This window comes from Actinotignum schaalii FB123-CNA-2 (genome assembly GCF_000411135.1).
GTDB lineage: Bacteria > Actinomycetota > Actinomycetes > Actinomycetales > Actinomycetaceae > Actinotignum > Actinotignum schaalii_A.
Genome location: NZ_KE150262.1, coordinates 577,809 through 594,754 on the forward strand (window position 1 = coordinate 577,809; position 16,946 = coordinate 594,754).

Genomic DNA, 16,946 nt, shown 5'->3' on the forward strand with positions numbered 1-16,946 from the left:
TAGTTCTGGTACCACTTTGTGTGCGTCGATTTTGGGCGGTTGTCTGAAAGAACGACTACGGGGGGTGGTACATCGCGTGCGATGTACCACCCCCCGTGGCTTAGGCGCAGGGCTCGCCTAGCGGTCGGTGCGCAGCCGGCGCCAGGCCAGGATTCCGAGGCCGGCGAGCAACGCTGAGCCCGCGAGGGCTGCTCCGGTGCGGGCATCGCTGCCGGTGCGCACAATCCGCGGCGGATTCGCCGGCGGTGTGCTCGGCGGAGTAGCCGGAGGCGTGCTGGCCGGCGGAGTTACCGTAGGTGTACTCGGCGGAACCGTGGGCGGCGTCGGTGGCTCACTCGGAGTGGGAGGCACCGACGGTGTCGTTGGCGGTACCGACGGCGTTGTAGGTGGCGTCGTCGGCGGAGCCGGGGGAGTTGTCGGCGGTACCGGCGGCTCGGTTGTGGGCGGTACCGGCGGAGTGGTGGGAGGAGTCGGTGGCTCCGTCGTCGGCGGCGTAGTCGGCGGCGTAGTCGGCGGAACCGTGGGCGGCGTAGTAGGCGGAGGCGGCGGGGTCAGGGTATTGACCACTGTCACCGCACGGTGAATAACGCCGTCCTCGCCCGGGGCTTCGGGGCTGCCGGGAGTCTCAGGAGCGCTAGGGGCCGCCGGAACCGGCACGATCTCGCCAGCTCCCTTCTCACGCAGCCCGTACACATAGGCCACGCCCTCCGCAGTGGCGCGGGGCAGCCCGGTGAGTGTGCGAACCCAGTTATCCGCCTTCGTCACGGTGAAGCTCTGCACCACCTCGGGATGGGAGAAAGCCGCATCGGTATCGCGCAGCAGCTCGAATTCCACCTGCTCGGGCAGCGCAGCACCCGGCACCGGATCGCTCGAATCGCGGTAGGCCCACTGTTTCGTGACCGCGATATCCACCGGCGTAGGCACCTCATTGGCGACCTTCCCGACGAACCACACCTCGGGCGGAGCCATGCCTTCCGCCAGTTCCGGGCGCTTAGGCAGTTTTTCACCGCGCTGCACCAGCAGCTGCGACGGCTCCAACACCTTGGTTTTCAGCACCTCGCCAGCAGCGTCCAGCTCCTGCACCGCGTAGACGTACAACTCTCCAGCATCAGTGCGGATCGGTAGATTTGTGAAGCTCTTCGTCCACTCCTCACCGGCCGTCACGCTAAACTTCTGTACCACCTGCGGCTTCGGGAGCTCAGCGGAGGTATCGGAGACCAGCCGCATCGGCACACTCGAGGAGGCAATATCCGAAGGACGTGCCGGCACAGGATTGGGCTTATCGCCAGCTGGCGGCGTCGTCGTCGTTTCATAGAACCACTGTTTCGTGACCGTTGCCTGCGCGTAACCCCACGTGCCGAAAATAACCGAGCCATTCGTGCCGATACCCGCCCCGCGCGGCGCGGTGTTGCCCGTAATGACCAGGCGCGCGGCATCGCGAGCCGCACCCTGAGCCGGATCGGAAACCACGGCGGCAAATCCCTCGTTCGAAATCTCGCGCCCCTTGATGAGTTCGGGGCGCGGGCGTTCCTTCTCGGGCAGGCTTAGCTGCGCCGGGTCGAAGCGGGCACCTTCGTTATCCTGGTAGTAATCCACCAGGCCGCCGCCCAGAATCGCATCCGAGGTCCACACCGGCGCGGAGCTGACCGAACCGAGGTTATCGTGCGCGAGGTCCGCGCCGTAGCGAGTCGCGGCGTTCCCGAAAATCGCCGCGCCGTTATCCACGTGGACCTCTACGCTGCCGGTGGGGCAGGTCCAGATCCCGCCGCCAATCCCGGAAGCGGAATTCGCCGTGACCAGAGTGTTGCCGGCGTGCAGGGTGTAGGTGGCGGTGGAAACATAGACCCCGCCGCCCTGCTGACCAGCCTCATTGCCACTGATGGTGCCCCCGTTGAGCTGGACCTTATTGGAGACCACGTTCACGCCGGCCCCGGTGCGCCGGCTGGAGTTATTCGAAATCGTGCCGCCGTTCATGGTGAAGGCGCCGGGGGACAGCTCCGACCACTGCGCGGTGGTGAAGCCCCAGTTCTTACCATCGCCGGGAACCTCTTGCCAGGTGCCGTCCGCACCCCACACGTACAGGTCCAAGGTTCCCACGCCGCCACCGTTGGGTGCCGAATTGGAATCGATGGTGCCGCCGTTCATGGTGACCTCGGAGTTACCGAAAGAAAGAATCCCACCACCGGAGAAAGAAGCGCGGTTCTTGGAGATGGTGCCACCATTGATCGTGATGAAGCTGCGGGTGCGAGCAGAGTTTTCGGGGGTGGCATCCGATGTGGACCACAGCCAGGTGAATGCGATCATCCCGCCCGCGAAACCGGAATTTTCCGTGATGGTTCCGCCGTTGATGGTGACGTTCCCGCCTTTGTACACGCCGATCCCGCCAACTTCGCCGTAACCGTAAGAGTCAACAACACGAGCTTTGCCCTTGCTAACCTCCCCGCCGTTCATCACGAAGGTGGCGCCCTCGGTTACCGCGATATTCGCGGCGCCGTACTGGACTGCACCAGGATTATTGAGCTGACGATGATTATCGGTGACGTTCCCGCCGTTGAGGGTAAAACTGGCATCTTTCCCGCTGATGGTGATCGCGCCCTGGTAGGTCTGCTTCGCTTCGCGCACCCCGGAAAATTCCCCGCCGTTAATGGTGAGGCTGCCGCGCACATCCAGGAGAGTGCCGCCGCCCGGGACCCATTCCCCGCGGCTGCGCATGCGGAAAGTGCCGCCGTCGTAATTATCGAAAGTGAGGGCGGCGCCTGCCGGCACCTGCACCATCACGCCGCTGAAGCCATCTTCGCGCACCAGTCCGGAATCAGTGGCACCCCACGGGGCGCGCCCGCCGTTGACGAGCTCAATATCCGCACCGGCGGGAATCTTCAGGGTACTCGTGAGGAGAGTGTCGGTGGCGCCCAGAATAATACGGGTGGGCGTGGTTCCGGCCTCGCGAATGCGCTGGGTGAGGAGATCCTCGGGGCACGTGAGGTCGTTGGGATCTTGTGAACATTGCACGACGGCGCGCGGCGACGCCGCCGCATCGGCCGCGGGGCTACCGCCGGCAGGGTTGGTATCGGCAGCGCGGGCCGGTCCCGGAGTGGCCCACACCAGCGTGCCGAGAATAAGGAAGAGGACCGCCAGGAATATGAGGAGCGCGCGGGAGCGCGGCTGGCGGGTGGAGGGCTGCGGCATAATCACTCCTTGGGATTGGCAGCTGCGGTGCTGCGGTAATTTTCCGGGTTCCCTAGTTAGTACCAATAATAATATTGGTGTTCATTTTAGTATGACATCGCATTAAAATGTGGCGGCTGGGACATTGTGGTGGATATGTGCGCGATGCCACGAATTTGTTGCTAAAGCTTCATCAAAAATTAGGAAAGTATCACTACCATTCATTACAGCTGGTTATAGCAAAAACCACCCGATGGTGGAATTTCTCATCACATTTTCACGCAAGGAAGCTCGATGAATCGACATTTAATGATGCCGCTGGCATCACGGCGGTCACTTATTGCGCTGCTATGCACCGTGCTGCTTCTGAGCTTGGGGTGGGGAGTGCTCCCACAGGCCTCCGCCGCTCCCGCAGCAGGTACGCTCACCAATGTCTCTGTCAGTATTACCGGTGATGACACCTATGGCGATTACGATACCGAGGCAAAGAACGGCAAAGTTGGCTATGGCTCACGGGTGTCTTTCCAATGGGCCTTTGTGGCATCAGATGCCACTGCCACCACGATCTCACAAACCCTTCCGGAAGGCTGGAGTTGGGAGACGGGCCCCGGGCTTGACGCGGTGCTGGGAGGAACATCGAACGGAGTGGAACGCTCCTATACGGTGAGTGCGGATGGGCGGACCCTGACCGCCACGGTGAGTAATGAAGGCGGTGCAGGTACAGCCGCTGTGGTGATTCAGCCCATTATTGCGCGGCCCGGAACCGGGGTGGGGCCGGGCAGCACCTACAGTCCCGAACTCGAGGTCACCGATGCGCAGGGCACACGCACCATTGCGGTATCCGGTGCTCCCAGCCTGGTGGAAGTGGTGGGGCAGCTTGACTTCGATCTTGGGCACGGGAGTGATCCGGTTGATGACTCATCCACCTACCGCGGGGAAGGCTCCTATGATTTCGGTTCCGGGAAGGAAAAGGGCAATTTCTTCGGTTTCACGCCGAAGTACAGCTTCCCCTTCTCTGATCGATGGACATTTGAAAAACCCCTCACCACCGCGGTCACATTTAACATCACGGTGCAAGAACCCGGAGCGAGTGCGCCGCGCCCCTTCGTGCCGGAGCGGTGGGCGGTAGTTCCAGTGCGGTCGGGGATCACCGCCGAGAAAGGGGACTCTTTCGGAAAGTTCACCCTCACGGGCGCGCAGGCCCGGGATGGGGATTCGGCAGCCTATGCACAATACCGGGTGTGGATTCCCGCTTCCGACATTGCGAAATTACCTAATAAGACGCTCGTGACGTTCACCAGTTCCGTGGCTCCGGTTAACCCGCGGGGCAGCTCGGCGTCGTCGCCCTCACAACCTCTACACGAAACAAACCTGCTCAATAACACCGAAACCCTCACGTGGACGATTGATCGGCCAACGGAGGGACGGCTCATCACGGATACCACTGCGCGTTACGGTCGCAATCCGGAGGGAAGCGATCCGGACGCGATGCGCACGAGCCCGGGCTTGGGTCATAACGGTGTTGTACCGCCGAATACTCCGTATGCACTGATCGGCATCGCCTACCAGTATCTGGATAACACTCGCCTGGGCGGTCAATACGAAAGCGTGGGCTCGGCCGATAACCAGGTCACCATTGAGCCGGGCGACCCGGCCTACCAGCGTATAGATCCGCGCACCGCGCGCCTGTTCGTGAAAACCAGCGATATCCCCGGGGATCCCTACCCCAAGGGTATGCCTGGCGAAACGGCTAATGGCTACTATGAGATCCCGAAATCGGATTATGACCTGTACGTGCGAGCAGGCGCGAAAGGTAGCCCGGAGCAGCGCGAATTCCGCCCGCTCTCGGAATACTCCGGCGATTTTAGCGATGTTTTTGCGTTGCAAGCGCGCCCCAAAGTGAATAACGGCAACTTGCTGTCCAAACGCACGGGCTCGGCCGCTGCGCTAGATCGGTACCATATGTACTTAACGGTTCAAGCGGTGGCAACGTCGGACGCGGTTTTTGTTGATGATGGCGTTCCCCTCTCCGTGAGTATGCGGTCGAAGTACCAGGGAAGAAGTCAGTACAAAGGTACCGGAGTTCGTATTTTCGTGGCGGTGGGCGAAGCGCGTTTCCAGGCTTCTTCCCTGGCCACTATTAATCCGGACGGAACTGTGGGCAACCGTATAGCGGTCGCGAAAACAAATCATAAGTACCGCTATACCGTTCGTCCTGAAACCTTCCTCGTTCCTAACTCGCCCCACACCACAGCTGCCCATGCACAGGTGCTCATGTGCCTGCCCGCAGAAGTGGTGGACGTGGATCTCTCCCCCGTGGATGCCACCACCTGGAAGGGGAGCAAGGCTACCGATGCGAACCTCTGCGCGGATGGGCGTACCCCGTACCTCTTCGATTACGTGGCCAACGGCGGCAAACTGCCCGTGGGCCAGCCGCTGCCCGAGATTCCTGTCAACCTTCAGGTGGGACCCTATTTACCCGAATCCGGCCAGCTCAATCTGGATTCCTATTTCCGCGGTGACGATCTGAGGAAATGGTATTGGAGGGCCGTGATCGATCAGGCCGGCTGGCAGGCCCAAACCTCCACGGACGTCACCATGGTGCTCGTCGCGGGAGCGAATTACCTCAAGACGCTCCGCGCGCCCAACGTCCAGCGCAACGAACCGGTTTCGTACCTGCTGGAAATGTACAACACCACCATGGATTCCATGGGGCACGCTATTTTCGTGGACGAACTCCCCTACGTGGGTGACGGTCGCGGCACCACCGTGACCCCGGTTCTCACCGGGGTAGAACGCCTCCAGGGTGAGGCCGCCAATGTGCGAGCCGAATACACCACGGCACCGCACGGCACCATCGGAGCAGCTCCGGCCGCGGGCGTAACGTGGCAGGAAGTCACCGCTGCCACGGACCTCAGCCAGGTCACGGCACTGCGTTTCGTCATCAACGATTTCGCGACGGGCCCGGCCGGAGGTGCCCGCTACGCACTCACCCTGGAAGCCCCGCAAGCTGAGGCCGGCGCGGTCATCGCGAATACGATGACCGGACAGTTGCGCACCGCCTCGCATTCGCCGCTTCCGCTCACCGCAGGCGAACCGCAAAGTGCCACCGTGGTCGCCGCCACCGTGAGCGGGCGCATCGCCGTGGATATTAACGACGACGGCGCCAGCGCGGATGACACCGCGCTGGCCGGCGCTACCGTGCGCCTCCTCGATGCCAGTACCGGTGCCCCCGTGCTGGGCCCCAGCGGTGCTCCGTTGGAAACGACGGCGGCAGCCGATGGGACCTACTCCTTTAATAATGTCCTGGCCGGAAACTACCGTATCTCCGTCACCCCACCCGTAACTGACGGGGGCGCCAGCTACGTACCCAGCTACTCACCGGCGGGGAAAGACGGTGCCACTAGCGCCGCGGTAACGGTGGAACGCGCGGCCACACTGGAAGGCCAAGACTTCGGATTCTTCCACGCCCAGCCCGCGCTCACCCTCACCAAGGCAGCCGCGCTCGCGGCCGATGGCACGGGTGCGAATGCGGCGGCCGGTGATACCGTGACCTACACCTTCACCGTGACGAATACCGGGAACGTTCCGCTTGCGCAGGTGGCCCTGAGTGACCCGAAGGTCAGTGGGCTTGTCATGACCTGGCCTGATGCTGCCCAACCGGGCATGTTGGCGCCGGGCGCCGTCGCCACCGGAACCGCGCAAGCCACGCTCACCCAAGCCGATATCGATGCGGGTCGCGTGGATAATACCGCCACGGTGACCGGAACCTCGCCGCACAATACGCAGGTGCAGGCCACCGCGACGGTGACCACGCCGCTGCCGGCCGCCGGTGCACTGACGGTAAGCAAAACTGCTACGCCTCCGGCCACTATCGCGGCCGGCGAGCACGTGCGCTACTCCATTGACGTGCGTAATACCGGGAACGTGACGCTGAGCGGCGTGACGATCACGGATCCGCTGCTGGGTGGAGAGCTAGGCACTATCGCAACGCTGGCACCCGGTGCCTCCCAGCAGGTAACCGGAACCTACACCCTTACCCAGGCCGATATTGACCGCGGCACGCTGGACAATACCGCCACTGCGACCGGCACCGATCCGCGCGGCGTTGCGGTTACGGCCAGCGATAGCGCCACGGTGAGTATCCCGGACGGTGCCCAGATCCAGGTGATCAAGCAGGGTAGCGCGCCCGCGCGCCCCGCTGGAACCGTGCGGGCCGGGGACGAGGTCACGTGGACCTTCACCATTGCTAATCGCGGTACCACCACGCTAAGTGAGGTGGCACTGCGCGATGAGCTTCCCGGCTTGAGCGCGGTGACCTTCGGTGAGTGGCCGGGTGCGGCCGGGGTGCTCGCACCGGGTCAATCGGTGACTGCGAGCGCTACCTCGCACATCACCCAGGAACTTCTGGATGCCGGAGCGGTGGAAAATACCGTGGAGGTGAGCGCGACCTCAGCGCGCGGGTTGCTGGTGCGCGATAGCGCAACCGAAACCGTGCTTCTCCCGCAGTGCCCCGGATTCACCCTGGTGAAGACGGGTAGCGTAGAAAAGGAGAAGTCGCGCGCGGGTGACCTCATTACCTGGTTCTTTACGCTGGAGAACACCGGCAATACCACCCTGCGGGATCTTGTCATTCAAGATGACTTCCCGGGTCTGTCCGAGATTGAGTACAGCTGGCCGGGTGCTGCCGGGGTGCTCGCTCCGGGTGAAAAAGCTAGTGCTACCGCTACTTCGGTGCTGACCCAGGAGCAGGTGGATGCGGGTACCGTCCGCAACGATGCCAACGCCACCGGCGTGACCCCCGGAGGGGACACCGTGACGAACAAACCGGGCGACCCGAGCGAACCGGGCACCGGTGGCCACGGTAGTGTCACCATCACCGGCCACCCTGGAATGGTGATGGAGAAAACCGCAACTGTGGACGGGGACGTGATTGTCTATCGTTTCGAGGTGCTCAATACCGGAACAACAACGCTCACCGGCATCACTATCGACGATCCTATGAGCGAGCTGGGGCCCATCGAGTACACCTGGCCGCGTGCGGCAGGGGTGCTGGCACCGGGAGAAAAGCTCGTAGCGCAAGCCCGAGCGAAGATCACCGCGACGATGCAGGGTACGACGGTCACCAATACCGCTACCGTTACCGCGGTGACCCCGAGTGGCGAGAAGGCCACACCGGCGACCGCCAGTGTGGACACGAAGATCCCGCCCGCACCACCAGTCCGCAAGCAACTCAGCCACACCGGTGCTGAGCTTGCGATGCCCATCGCCCTCGCGATTCTCCTCCTGGCCGGAGGCGGAGCGCTGCGGCGGCGGGAAAAGGCTAACTAGCGGGAAGTACCGCTAACGCGGGTACAACATGCAGGGCCCGGCCGGGATCACGATCCCGGCCGGGCCCTGGTGTGCTGGTGGCCGCGCCGCCCGCCTATTTAGCCGGCGACGAGCACGTGCAGCTGGCGTGGGCCGTGCACGCCTTCCACGCGACTCAGCTCGATATCCGAGGTGGCGGAGGGCCCGGCCACGAAGGTAATCGGTTGGCCATCGCGCACCGAATCCTGGAGCCGGGTCATCGCCTCGGGGGTATTGGAAACAACCTGATCGGCGCGCAGCACGCACACATGCGCATCAGGTACCAGGGTGAGCGCACGCCGGCCCTGGTCGGCGCGATGGTCCATGGCAAAAGTACCGGTATTGGCCACCCCGACAGCGGCGGCCGTCACCACCGCATCAATATCGTTCAGCTGGCGGGCGCTGAGGTTATCGTCGTCGTACACCTGGAAACCATCCTCCGCAATAGCCGCGCGCCAGGAAGAATCCAGCCCCGCGGGAAGCACCACGGAGCGCGCGCCGATGGCGTGCAGGTGGGCGACGATAGCCGCCGGGACCGCCTCCGGGGCGACCCGCTCCACGTCGGCCTTGTAATCGGCCACGAGCTCGAGGAAATAATCCACGAGGTCGCCCTCAATGGCGGTGGGCTGGTTGTATTCCCAGCTGATCGCGGATTCTTCCGGATCCCGGCAGGGCACATCACCGAGCGCGGAGCGAATCCGCGCGAAAATCTCATCGCGTGCCGAGGTCATGACAGCTCCTCTGTGGTTGGGCGGCCGAAAATATCAGGTGCGGGCGAAACCGGCCCCGCGGTGGGCGGCACTTGCCCCGCGGTGGGCGGTACTTGCGTCGCGGTGGGCGGCACTTGTCCGGCTCCGGGCGGTAGCTGCGCGGGCGGAGCGGCGGGGGAGCCGTCGATCAAATTTGGATCGCAACCGAGCTGATGCAACTGCCCCTTCTGCAACTCTTTCTGGAAACGCTTGAGCTGCCGTGCTTCGCGTTTCTTGCGCCGCGCGAACGTGGCGCGGGCACTGCGCTTGGGCAGCATGGGAACATCACGGGCCCGGGTCCAGCGGTGCACGCCGGGAATATGCCAATTCCCGATGTAATGCATGAACAGGCCCATCACGCGCCCGCCCACGCTGGCCAGCCGGGCTGCGGCCTCCAGGCGCCAGCCCTTGCCCATCACCCAGCCGCCTCCGGCCATAAGGATCGGTTCCACATGCGGGCGCAGGCCCGCTTCGGCCCGTTTCTTATCCACCGCTTTGCGCCGCAGGTGCACGAGGATATTCGAAATCGGGATTTTCACCGGGCACACTTCATTACACGCCCCGCACAGGGTGGAGGCGAAGGGCAGGGAGCGATCCACCGCCGATTCCAGGCCGCGAATTTGCGGATTGAGAATCGCGCCGATAGGCCCGGGGTAGACTGACCCGTAGGCGTGCCCGCCCACTTTCTCGTAGACCGGGCAGATATTCAGGCAGGCCGAGCAGCGAATGCAGCGCAGCGCCGCGCGCCCCACCGGGTCGGAGAGCACCTTGGTGCGCCCGTTATCGAGCAAAATAATATGTACATCGCGCGGGCCATCACCTTCGCGCGCGCCGGTCCAAATAGTTCCGTAGGGCGCCATGCGCTCACCGGTGGACGAACGCGGCAGCAGCTGCAAGAACACTTCGAGATCCTGGAAAGTGGGGAGAATTTTCTCGATACCCACCACGGAAATGAGGGTTTCCGGCAGGGTGAGATTCATACGCCCATTACTTTCGGATTCCACCACCACCAGGGAACCCGTTTCCGCAATGGCGAAATTCGCGCCGGAGATCCCCACCTTGGTGCGCATGAACTTTTCGCGCAGGTGCACGCGCGCCGCGGCGGCCAGCTCGGCCGGCTCATCGGTCACATCGGGTGGGCAAGGGGTGCCGTACTGGCCCATCTCCCGCAGGAAAATATCGCGCACCTCGCTGCGATTACGGTGAATTGCGGGCACCAGAATATGGCTGGGCCGGTCGTGCCCGAGCTGCACAATAAGCTCGGCCAGGTCCGTTTCCCACGCCGCGATCCGCGCTTCTTCCAGGTGTTCGTTCAGGTCAATTTCCTGGCTGACCATGGACTTCACCTTGGTGACTTCGCTTTCCCCGGTGGCGCGCACCAGGTCGATAACGATCTGGTTGGCTTCCTCCGCATCGCGCGCCCAGTGCACGTGCGCCCCGGCCGCGGTGGCGTTCTTTTCAAACTCTGCCAGGTAGTAATCGAGGTGGCGCCCCACCCGGTTCTTAATATCGGCGCCGGCCTGGCGGATATCCTGCCAATTATCCAGCTCGCTCACCACCGCCTGCCGCTTGGCGCGAATGGTGTGGGTGGCGTGATGGAGATTCTTCGCCTGCGTTTCGTTACCCAGCTCGCGTACCGCGGCCTTGGGGAAGGCCGGGGAATCAAGCAGATCCCCGTCGGGCGGGGCCGGGGTGAGGCGTTCCAATTTCAGTGTTTTCATGCGATCCTCCCGGTGGGGGTTGTTGCGGCGCCCGGTACAGCCGCAGCGCCTACGGTTCCCGCCCCGGCGCTCGCACCAACGGGTGCGGTCTGCACCAGCAAATTGACCATGTGAATGGGGCGCACGGGTTTCTTCTCCCGGTGGAGAATCCCCCCGAAATTCATGAGGCAAGCATTATCGAGGCTCGCCACGTATTCCGCCCCGGTTTCCAGCACGTGCCGGGCCTTATCGCGCCCCAGCGCAATAGACACGTCCGAGTTCTTCACGGAGAACGTGCCCCCGAAGCCGCAGCACTGGCGCATATCCTCCAGCGGGATATATTCCAGCCCGCGCACCGCCTGCAGCAGGCGAATGGGGCGATCACCCACCTCGGCCACGCGCAGCGAATGGCAGGAGGCGTGATAGGTCACGGTATGCGGGAAATACGCGCCCACATCCACCGTCCCGAGCACATCCACGATGAACTCGCTGATGTCGTAGACCCGTTTCTGCACTTCGTGGACGCGCCGCGCCAGCTCATCTTCACCGGCATCCAGCGCCAGCATCTCGTGCTGTTCGCGCACCGAACCCACGCAGGATCCGGAGGGCCCCACAATATAGTCGTAGTCCTCAAAAGCTTCGAGGAAAGCCCGCACGCTCGGCAGCGCCCGATCAAAATAACCGGTATTCGTGAACATCTGGCCGCAGCAGGTCTGGGCGCGCGGGAATTCCACCTCGCACCCGAGCCGCTCAAGCAGCACCGCGGTATTATTCACGGTATTCGGGAACATCACCTCGTTAATACAGGTGGCGAAAACCGCAACTTTCTTGCGCGGTTCCGGCCCGGGAATCAGGCTCATATCAACTCTTTTCTTTCGTTTTTGTTACGACGACGGCGCCGCTGCGCGGCGCTGTGCCCGGCCACCCGCGGAACTGAGGCGGGGCAGGAATTCATTTAGGCGAGGAACCCAACCAGCAGGCAGAGCAGGATGAGCAGGCCGCAGGCCCAGGGCAGAGACCGGCGCAGCAGCACGGATTCCTCGCCGACCATATCCACCCCACCGGTGGCAATTGCCAGGGTTTGGGGGCTAATCATCTTGCCCACGGCCCCGCCCACGGTATTGCAGGCCACCAGCAGCCCCGGGTCTGCCCCGATCTGGGTGGCGGCGGTGTGCTGCAAATTGGCGAAGAGCGCCGTGGTTGAGGTTCCCGAACCGGTCACCGCGGTGCCGATCCACCCCAGAATCGGGGCGAGGAAGGGGAAAACAGAGCCGGCTCCGGCAATCCAGGTGCCGATGGTGAGGGTCTGCCCGGAAAGGTTCATAACGTAGGCGAGGGCGAGCACCGAACCGATGGTGAGGAAGGTCCAGCGCAGCTTGTAGACCTGGGCGAACATGAGGCGTGCCACTGCATCTGGCCGCATCCGGTAACAGGCGGCCAGTACCAGCGCGGTCAGGAGCAGCAGGGTGCCCGGGGAGCTCAGCCAGGCGAAGGTGTAGGTGGTGGAGGCGGCGGGCGTGCCATCGGCCGCGCGCACCAGGTTCTCGCCCCCGGCCCACAGGGCCGGCCAGTGGATGGTCACGTTTGTGGCCGCCAGGGCGTTGCGGATTGCCGGCACCATCTGGGTGGTCACGAAAACGGCCACGATAAGCACGTAGGGGAAGATGGCCCAGGCCAGGGCAGCGGGGCGGATCCGTTCGGTGGCCGGCCGGGGTGCGGCGCCGGTGAGGCGCTCGGCCGCGGCCCGGCTCCCGCGCGGTTGCCAGATGCGCAGCAGCGCGATTCCCACCGCCAGGCTCACTAGCGCGGGCACCATATTGACCAGGCCGGGGGCCAGGGTGCGGGCCGCGAACCAGGTGCTCAGCGCGTAGGACGCCCCCACCGCCAGGGCCAGGGGCCACACCTGGGCCAGGCCGCGCCAGCCGTCCATAATGAGGAGGAGTGCGAAGGGGATGAGCCAGACGAGCACGCTGGTTTGTTCGCTGATCTGCGCGGAGAGGGTGGCGGCATCAATGCCGGTGAGGTTCGCGCCGGTGAGCACGGGGGTGGCCATTGCCCCGTAGGGCACCGCGAAGGTATTGCCCACCAGCACCGTGAGCGCCGCCTTCCAGGGCGCGAAACCGAGGGCGAGCAGCATCACGCCGCAAATTGCTACCGGCGCCCCGAAACCTGCCAGCGCCTCGAGGAGGGCGCAGAAACTAAAAGCGATGAAAATGCCCAGTGCGCGCGGATCGGGGGAGAGGCGCGCGAAAGCCTGCATGAGGGTGTCGTGATGCCCGGAGGCCACCGTGAGTTCGAACAGGATAATCGCGGTGAGAACAATCCAGGTGATGGGGAAGATCCCGAAGACGGCGCCTTCCAGGCCGGCGGCCAGCGCCATGCCGGCGGGCATGTGGAAAGCAAAAATCGCCACGGCAAGCGCAACGACGACGCCGCATACGCCCGCCCAGTGGGCTTTGATATGGAAGGCGCCCAGCAGGAGGAACACCGTGAGGAGCGGGAGGAGGGCCACGAGGGCGGAGAGGGTGAGACTCCCCAGCGGCGCGGTAGTTTGTGTAAAGGCTTCCACGATGTTCTCCTATCCATCGCACGAGGTCGGGTCGGATGCGGGTCGGTGAGCAGCGTTGGTCACGGCGGTCGAATCCGAATCCGGTTAAGTCTGATTAAGATCGTACGGACGTAGGTCACAAGATAAAAATTGAGAGCACATAAATAGAGGTGATATTGCACACAAAACACCTAGTAAGGGACTCCTTACTCTGGCGGAAAACTAGTAAATGTGCTAAACGATTCGGCGCGCTGTGCGAGTGGCTAGGTATGTAGCTGACGGCCCGTCCGCTCCGCGTGACACGCCGGACGGGGTGGTTACCAGCTTCACAAAGCGCGGGCCCTAAGTCCTAAAACCGCGGAAATGGGCGCAAAGCGGGAGTGGTGGCGGCGTCGTAACAACCACAAGTTCTAGTGGTCTTTTGTTCTAGGTGCCACTAGGTGTAGTGTTTAGCCTTGTAGTCGTTCCACCACGCACACAGCGTGACAATCCGAAACTGAGGAGACCTCATGAGCATTACCGTCTACACCAAGCCCGCGTGCGTGCAGTGCAATGCCACCAAGCGCGCGCTCGATAAGGCGGGGCTGGAGTATGAGCTCGTGGATCTCACCCAGGATGCGGAGGCCCTCGCCGCGGTCAAGGCCCTCGGGTACCAATCGGCACCCGTGGTCATCGCGAACGGCCGCCACTGGTCCGGCTACCGCCCCGATGAAATCAAGGCGCTCAAGGCCGGCGCGCAGGCCACCGCGGAACCCACCCTGGTGACTGCCTAAGCTGGCGGTGCGGCCGCGTGCCGCCCGCTGAGGAAAGAACCGATGGCACGTATCGTCTATTTTTCTTCTCAAACAAATAACACGCACCGGTTCGTGGAAAAGCTCGGCTACGATGCCGTGCGCATCCCTATCCACGGCGAAACGCCCGTGGTGGATGAACCCTACGTGCTTATTTGTCCCACTTACGGTGGCGGGAACCATCGCGGTGCCGTGCCGCGCCCCGTCATAAAATTCCTCAATAACGAACACAACCGTGCTCTCATCCGCGGGGTGATCGCTGGAGGAAATACCAATTTTGGCGATGTTTACGGACTCGCCGGGGATGTTATCTCCGCAAAATGCGGCGTCCCCATGATGTATCGCTTTGAACTGCTCGGCACGCCTACGGACGTTGCCACGGTTAAGGAAGGTTTGGAACAGTTTTGGGCATCGCAACACTAACGGATACCGGTTCGGAAAACCTGGATGATTCGCTCGTGGATTACCACTCGCTCAATGCCGAGCTCAATTTGTACGACGCCGAGGGCAAGATCCAATTCGAGAAGGATCACGAAGCCGTGCGGCAGTACTTCCTCCAGCACGTCAATAAGAACACCGTGTTCTTCCACGATCTGGAGGAAAAGCTGGAGTACCTCGTGCGCGAAGGTTATTACGAAAAGCGCGTGATTGAGGCTTACGATATGGCCTTTATTAAAGAGCTCTACAAGAAGGCCTACGCGCATAAGTTCCGTTTCCCCACGTTCATGGGGGCCTTCAAGTACTACACCTCCTACACCCTGAAAACCTGGGATGGCACCCGCTACCTGGAGCGTTTCGAGGATCGGGTCTGCATCGTGGCCCTCGCGCTGGCCGATGGGGATACCGAGCTGGCCACCAACCTTGTGGAAGAAATGATCACCGGGCGTTTCCAGCCGGCCACCCCCACTTTCCTCAACGCCGGCAAGCAGGCGCGCGGGGAACTGGTCTCCTGCTTCCTGCTGCGGGTGGAAGACAATATGGAATCCATCGCCCGTGCGATTAACTCCGCGCTCCAGCTCTCCAAGCGCGGGGGCGGGGTGGCACTCAACCTCACCAATTTGCGTGAACAGGGCGCCCCGATTAAGCGCATCCAAAACCAGTCTTCCGGGGTGAACCCGGTGATGAAGCTACTCGAGGATTCTTTCTCCTACGCGAATCAGCTCGGGGCACGCCAGGGTGCGGGGGCCGTGTACCTGCACGCCCACCACCCGGATATCATGCGGTTCCTGGATACCAAGCGTGAAAACGCGGATGAAAAAATCCGTATTAAGACGCTTTCCCTGGGTGTGGTGATCCCGGACATTACCTTCGAGCTGGCGAAGAACCGCGAGCCCATGTATCTTTTCTCCCCCTATGACGTGGAGCGGGTTTACGGCAAGCCACTCACCGAGATCTCGGTGAGTGAAAAGTACCGTGAGATGGTCGATGACAAGCGCATTAAGAAAACGAAGATTGATGCGCGTCAGTTCTTCCAGACCCTCGCCGAAATCCAGTTCGAATCCGGCTACCCCTACATCGTGTACGAGGACACCGTCAATAACACCAACCCGATTAAGGGCCGGATTACCATGTCTAATCTGTGCTCGGAGATCCTCCAGGTATCCGAGCCTTCCGAATACAATGCGGATCTTTCCTACAAGCATGTGGGCAAGGATATTTCCTGCAACCTCGGCTCCCTCAATATTGCCAAGGCCATGGATTCGGAGGACCTGGGTAAAACGGTAGAGATTGCGGTGCGTGCCCTCACGGCCGTGTCCGACCAGACCAGCATTGACTCGGTGCCCTCCATCAAGCGCGGGAATGAGATGTCCCACGCTATCGGGCTGGGGCAGATGAACCTGCACGGCTACCTGGGCCGCGAGCGGATCTTCTACGGGAGCGAAGAAGCGCTCGACTTCACCAATATGTATTTCTACACGGTGGCCTACCACGCGATCCGTTCCTCCATGCTGCTGGCGAAGGAACGCGGGGAGCGCTTCGAAGGCTTCGAGGATTCCACCTATGCGAACGGTGCTTACTTCACGAAGTACCTCGAGCAGGAGTGGGTCCCGCAAACCGAGCGGGTGCGCGAACTTTTCGCCGCGCATCACATCCCCACCCGGGAAGATTGGGCCCAGCTGGCCGCGGACGTGGCCGAATACGGGATGTACAACCAGAACCTCCAGGCGGTTCCGCCCACCGGTTCCATCTCCTATATCAACCACTCCACCTCCTCCATCCACCCGATCGTGTCCAAGATTGAGATCCGTAAGGAAGGCAAGATCGGGCGGGTGTACTACCCGGCGCCGTATATGACCAATGACAACCTGGAATACTTCCAGGATGCCTACGAAATCGGCCCGCAGAAGATCATCGACACCTACGCGGTAGCCACCCAGCACGTGGACCAGGGGCTTTCCCTCACGCTGTTCTACCCGGACACCGTGACCACGCGCGACGTGAACCGCAATTACATTTACGCCTGGCGTAAGGGCATCAAGACGCTCTACTACATGCGTATCCGCCAGGCCGCCCTCCAGGGCACCGAAGTGGAAGGGTGCGTCTCCTGCATGCTGTAAGTATGCGGTGTTTACTTGCGCCGGGTAGGTGAACAGTGCTTACTGATGGTGCGGGTGAGCGGTAGCGAACGTGCGGCTTGTGTGCT

The 16,946-nt window shown here is 62.5% G+C and carries 9 protein-coding genes; 4 read left to right on the plus strand and 5 right to left on the minus strand.

Translation table 11 applies throughout. The features are described from left to right. Positions 1-117 precede the first annotated feature (117 nt). The gene (locus HMPREF9237_RS08805; protein ID WP_016442125.1) at positions 118-3,186 is read right to left on the minus strand and encodes a Cna B-type domain-containing protein; all 3,069 of its coding nucleotides are present in this window, start codon (positions 3,184-3,186) and stop codon (positions 118-120) included. Positions 3,187-3,459: 273 nt separating this feature from the next. On the opposite strand from HMPREF9237_RS08805, the gene HMPREF9237_RS02385 reads away from it, so the two are divergent. After that, a complete protein-coding gene (locus HMPREF9237_RS02385; protein ID WP_016442126.1) occupies positions 3,460-8,496 on the plus strand; it encodes a DUF7507 domain-containing protein in 5,037 nt (1,678 codons plus the stop codon). Between the two features lie 98 nt (positions 8,497-8,594). On the opposite strand, the gene HMPREF9237_RS02390 is transcribed toward HMPREF9237_RS02385, so the two are convergent. From HMPREF9237_RS02390 to HMPREF9237_RS02405, 4 genes are all read right to left on the minus strand, one after another. Then, on the minus strand, positions 8,595-9,245 hold the full coding sequence (locus tag HMPREF9237_RS02390; RefSeq protein WP_016442127.1) for a LutC/YkgG family protein: 651 nt from the start codon (positions 9,243-9,245) through the stop codon (positions 8,595-8,597). Then, entirely contained in the window at positions 9,242-10,984 is a 1,743-nt protein-coding gene (locus HMPREF9237_RS02395) for a LutB/LldF family L-lactate oxidation iron-sulfur protein (RefSeq protein WP_016442128.1), read from the minus strand. The genes HMPREF9237_RS02390 and HMPREF9237_RS02395 overlap by 4 nt, the downstream gene beginning before the upstream one ends. Then, positions 10,981-11,823, minus strand: coding sequence for a (Fe-S)-binding protein (locus HMPREF9237_RS02400; RefSeq protein ID WP_016442129.1), 843 nt, complete (start codon positions 11,821-11,823; stop codon positions 10,981-10,983). Before HMPREF9237_RS02400 ends, HMPREF9237_RS02395 begins: the two co-directional genes overlap by 4 nt. A gap of 95 nt (positions 11,824-11,918) precedes the next feature. Then, complete coding sequence (locus tag HMPREF9237_RS02405) at positions 11,919-13,532, minus strand: L-lactate permease (protein ID WP_016442130.1); 1,614 nt, start codon at positions 13,530-13,532, stop codon at positions 11,919-11,921. Positions 13,533-14,020: 488 nt separating this feature from the next. Here HMPREF9237_RS02405 and nrdH point away from each other — a divergent pair, with 488 nt between their 5' ends. From nrdH to nrdE, 3 genes are read left to right on the plus strand one after another with little or no spacing between them, the layout of a single operon-like run. Beyond that, positions 14,021-14,284, plus strand: coding sequence for a glutaredoxin-like protein NrdH (gene nrdH, locus HMPREF9237_RS02410; RefSeq protein ID WP_016442131.1), 264 nt, complete (start codon positions 14,021-14,023; stop codon positions 14,282-14,284). 42 nt (positions 14,285-14,326) lie between these two features. Further along, complete coding sequence (nrdI, locus tag HMPREF9237_RS02415; RefSeq protein WP_016442132.1) at positions 14,327-14,725, plus strand: class Ib ribonucleoside-diphosphate reductase assembly flavoprotein NrdI; 399 nt, start codon at positions 14,327-14,329, stop codon at positions 14,723-14,725. After that, positions 14,707-16,860, plus strand: a complete 2,154-nt coding sequence (nrdE, locus tag HMPREF9237_RS02420) for a class 1b ribonucleoside-diphosphate reductase subunit alpha (protein WP_016442133.1) — start codon at positions 14,707-14,709, stop codon at positions 16,858-16,860. Before nrdI ends, nrdE begins: the two co-directional genes overlap by 19 nt. Positions 16,861-16,946 lie beyond the last annotated feature (86 nt).

Coding starts and splice junctions, on each gene's coding strand:
- HMPREF9237_RS08805 (WP_016442125.1), bottom strand. CDS start 3,186: ATGCCGCAGCCCTCCACCCGCCAGCCGCGCTCCCGCGCGCTCCTCATA.
- HMPREF9237_RS02385 (WP_016442126.1), top strand. CDS start 3,460: ATGAATCGACATTTAATGATGCCGCTGGCATCACGGCGGTCACTTATT.
- HMPREF9237_RS02395 (WP_016442128.1), bottom strand. CDS start 10,984: ATGAAAACACTGAAATTGGAACGCCTCACCCCGGCCCCGCCCGACGGG.
- nrdI (WP_016442132.1), top strand. CDS start 14,327: ATGGCACGTATCGTCTATTTTTCTTCTCAAACAAATAACACGCACCGG.
- HMPREF9237_RS02400 (WP_016442129.1), bottom strand. CDS start 11,823: ATGAGCCTGATTCCCGGGCCGGAACCGCGCAAGAAAGTTGCGGTTTTC.
- nrdH (WP_016442131.1), top strand. CDS start 14,021: ATGAGCATTACCGTCTACACCAAGCCCGCGTGCGTGCAGTGCAATGCC.
- HMPREF9237_RS02390 (WP_016442127.1), bottom strand. CDS start 9,245: ATGACCTCGGCACGCGATGAGATTTTCGCGCGGATTCGCTCCGCGCTC.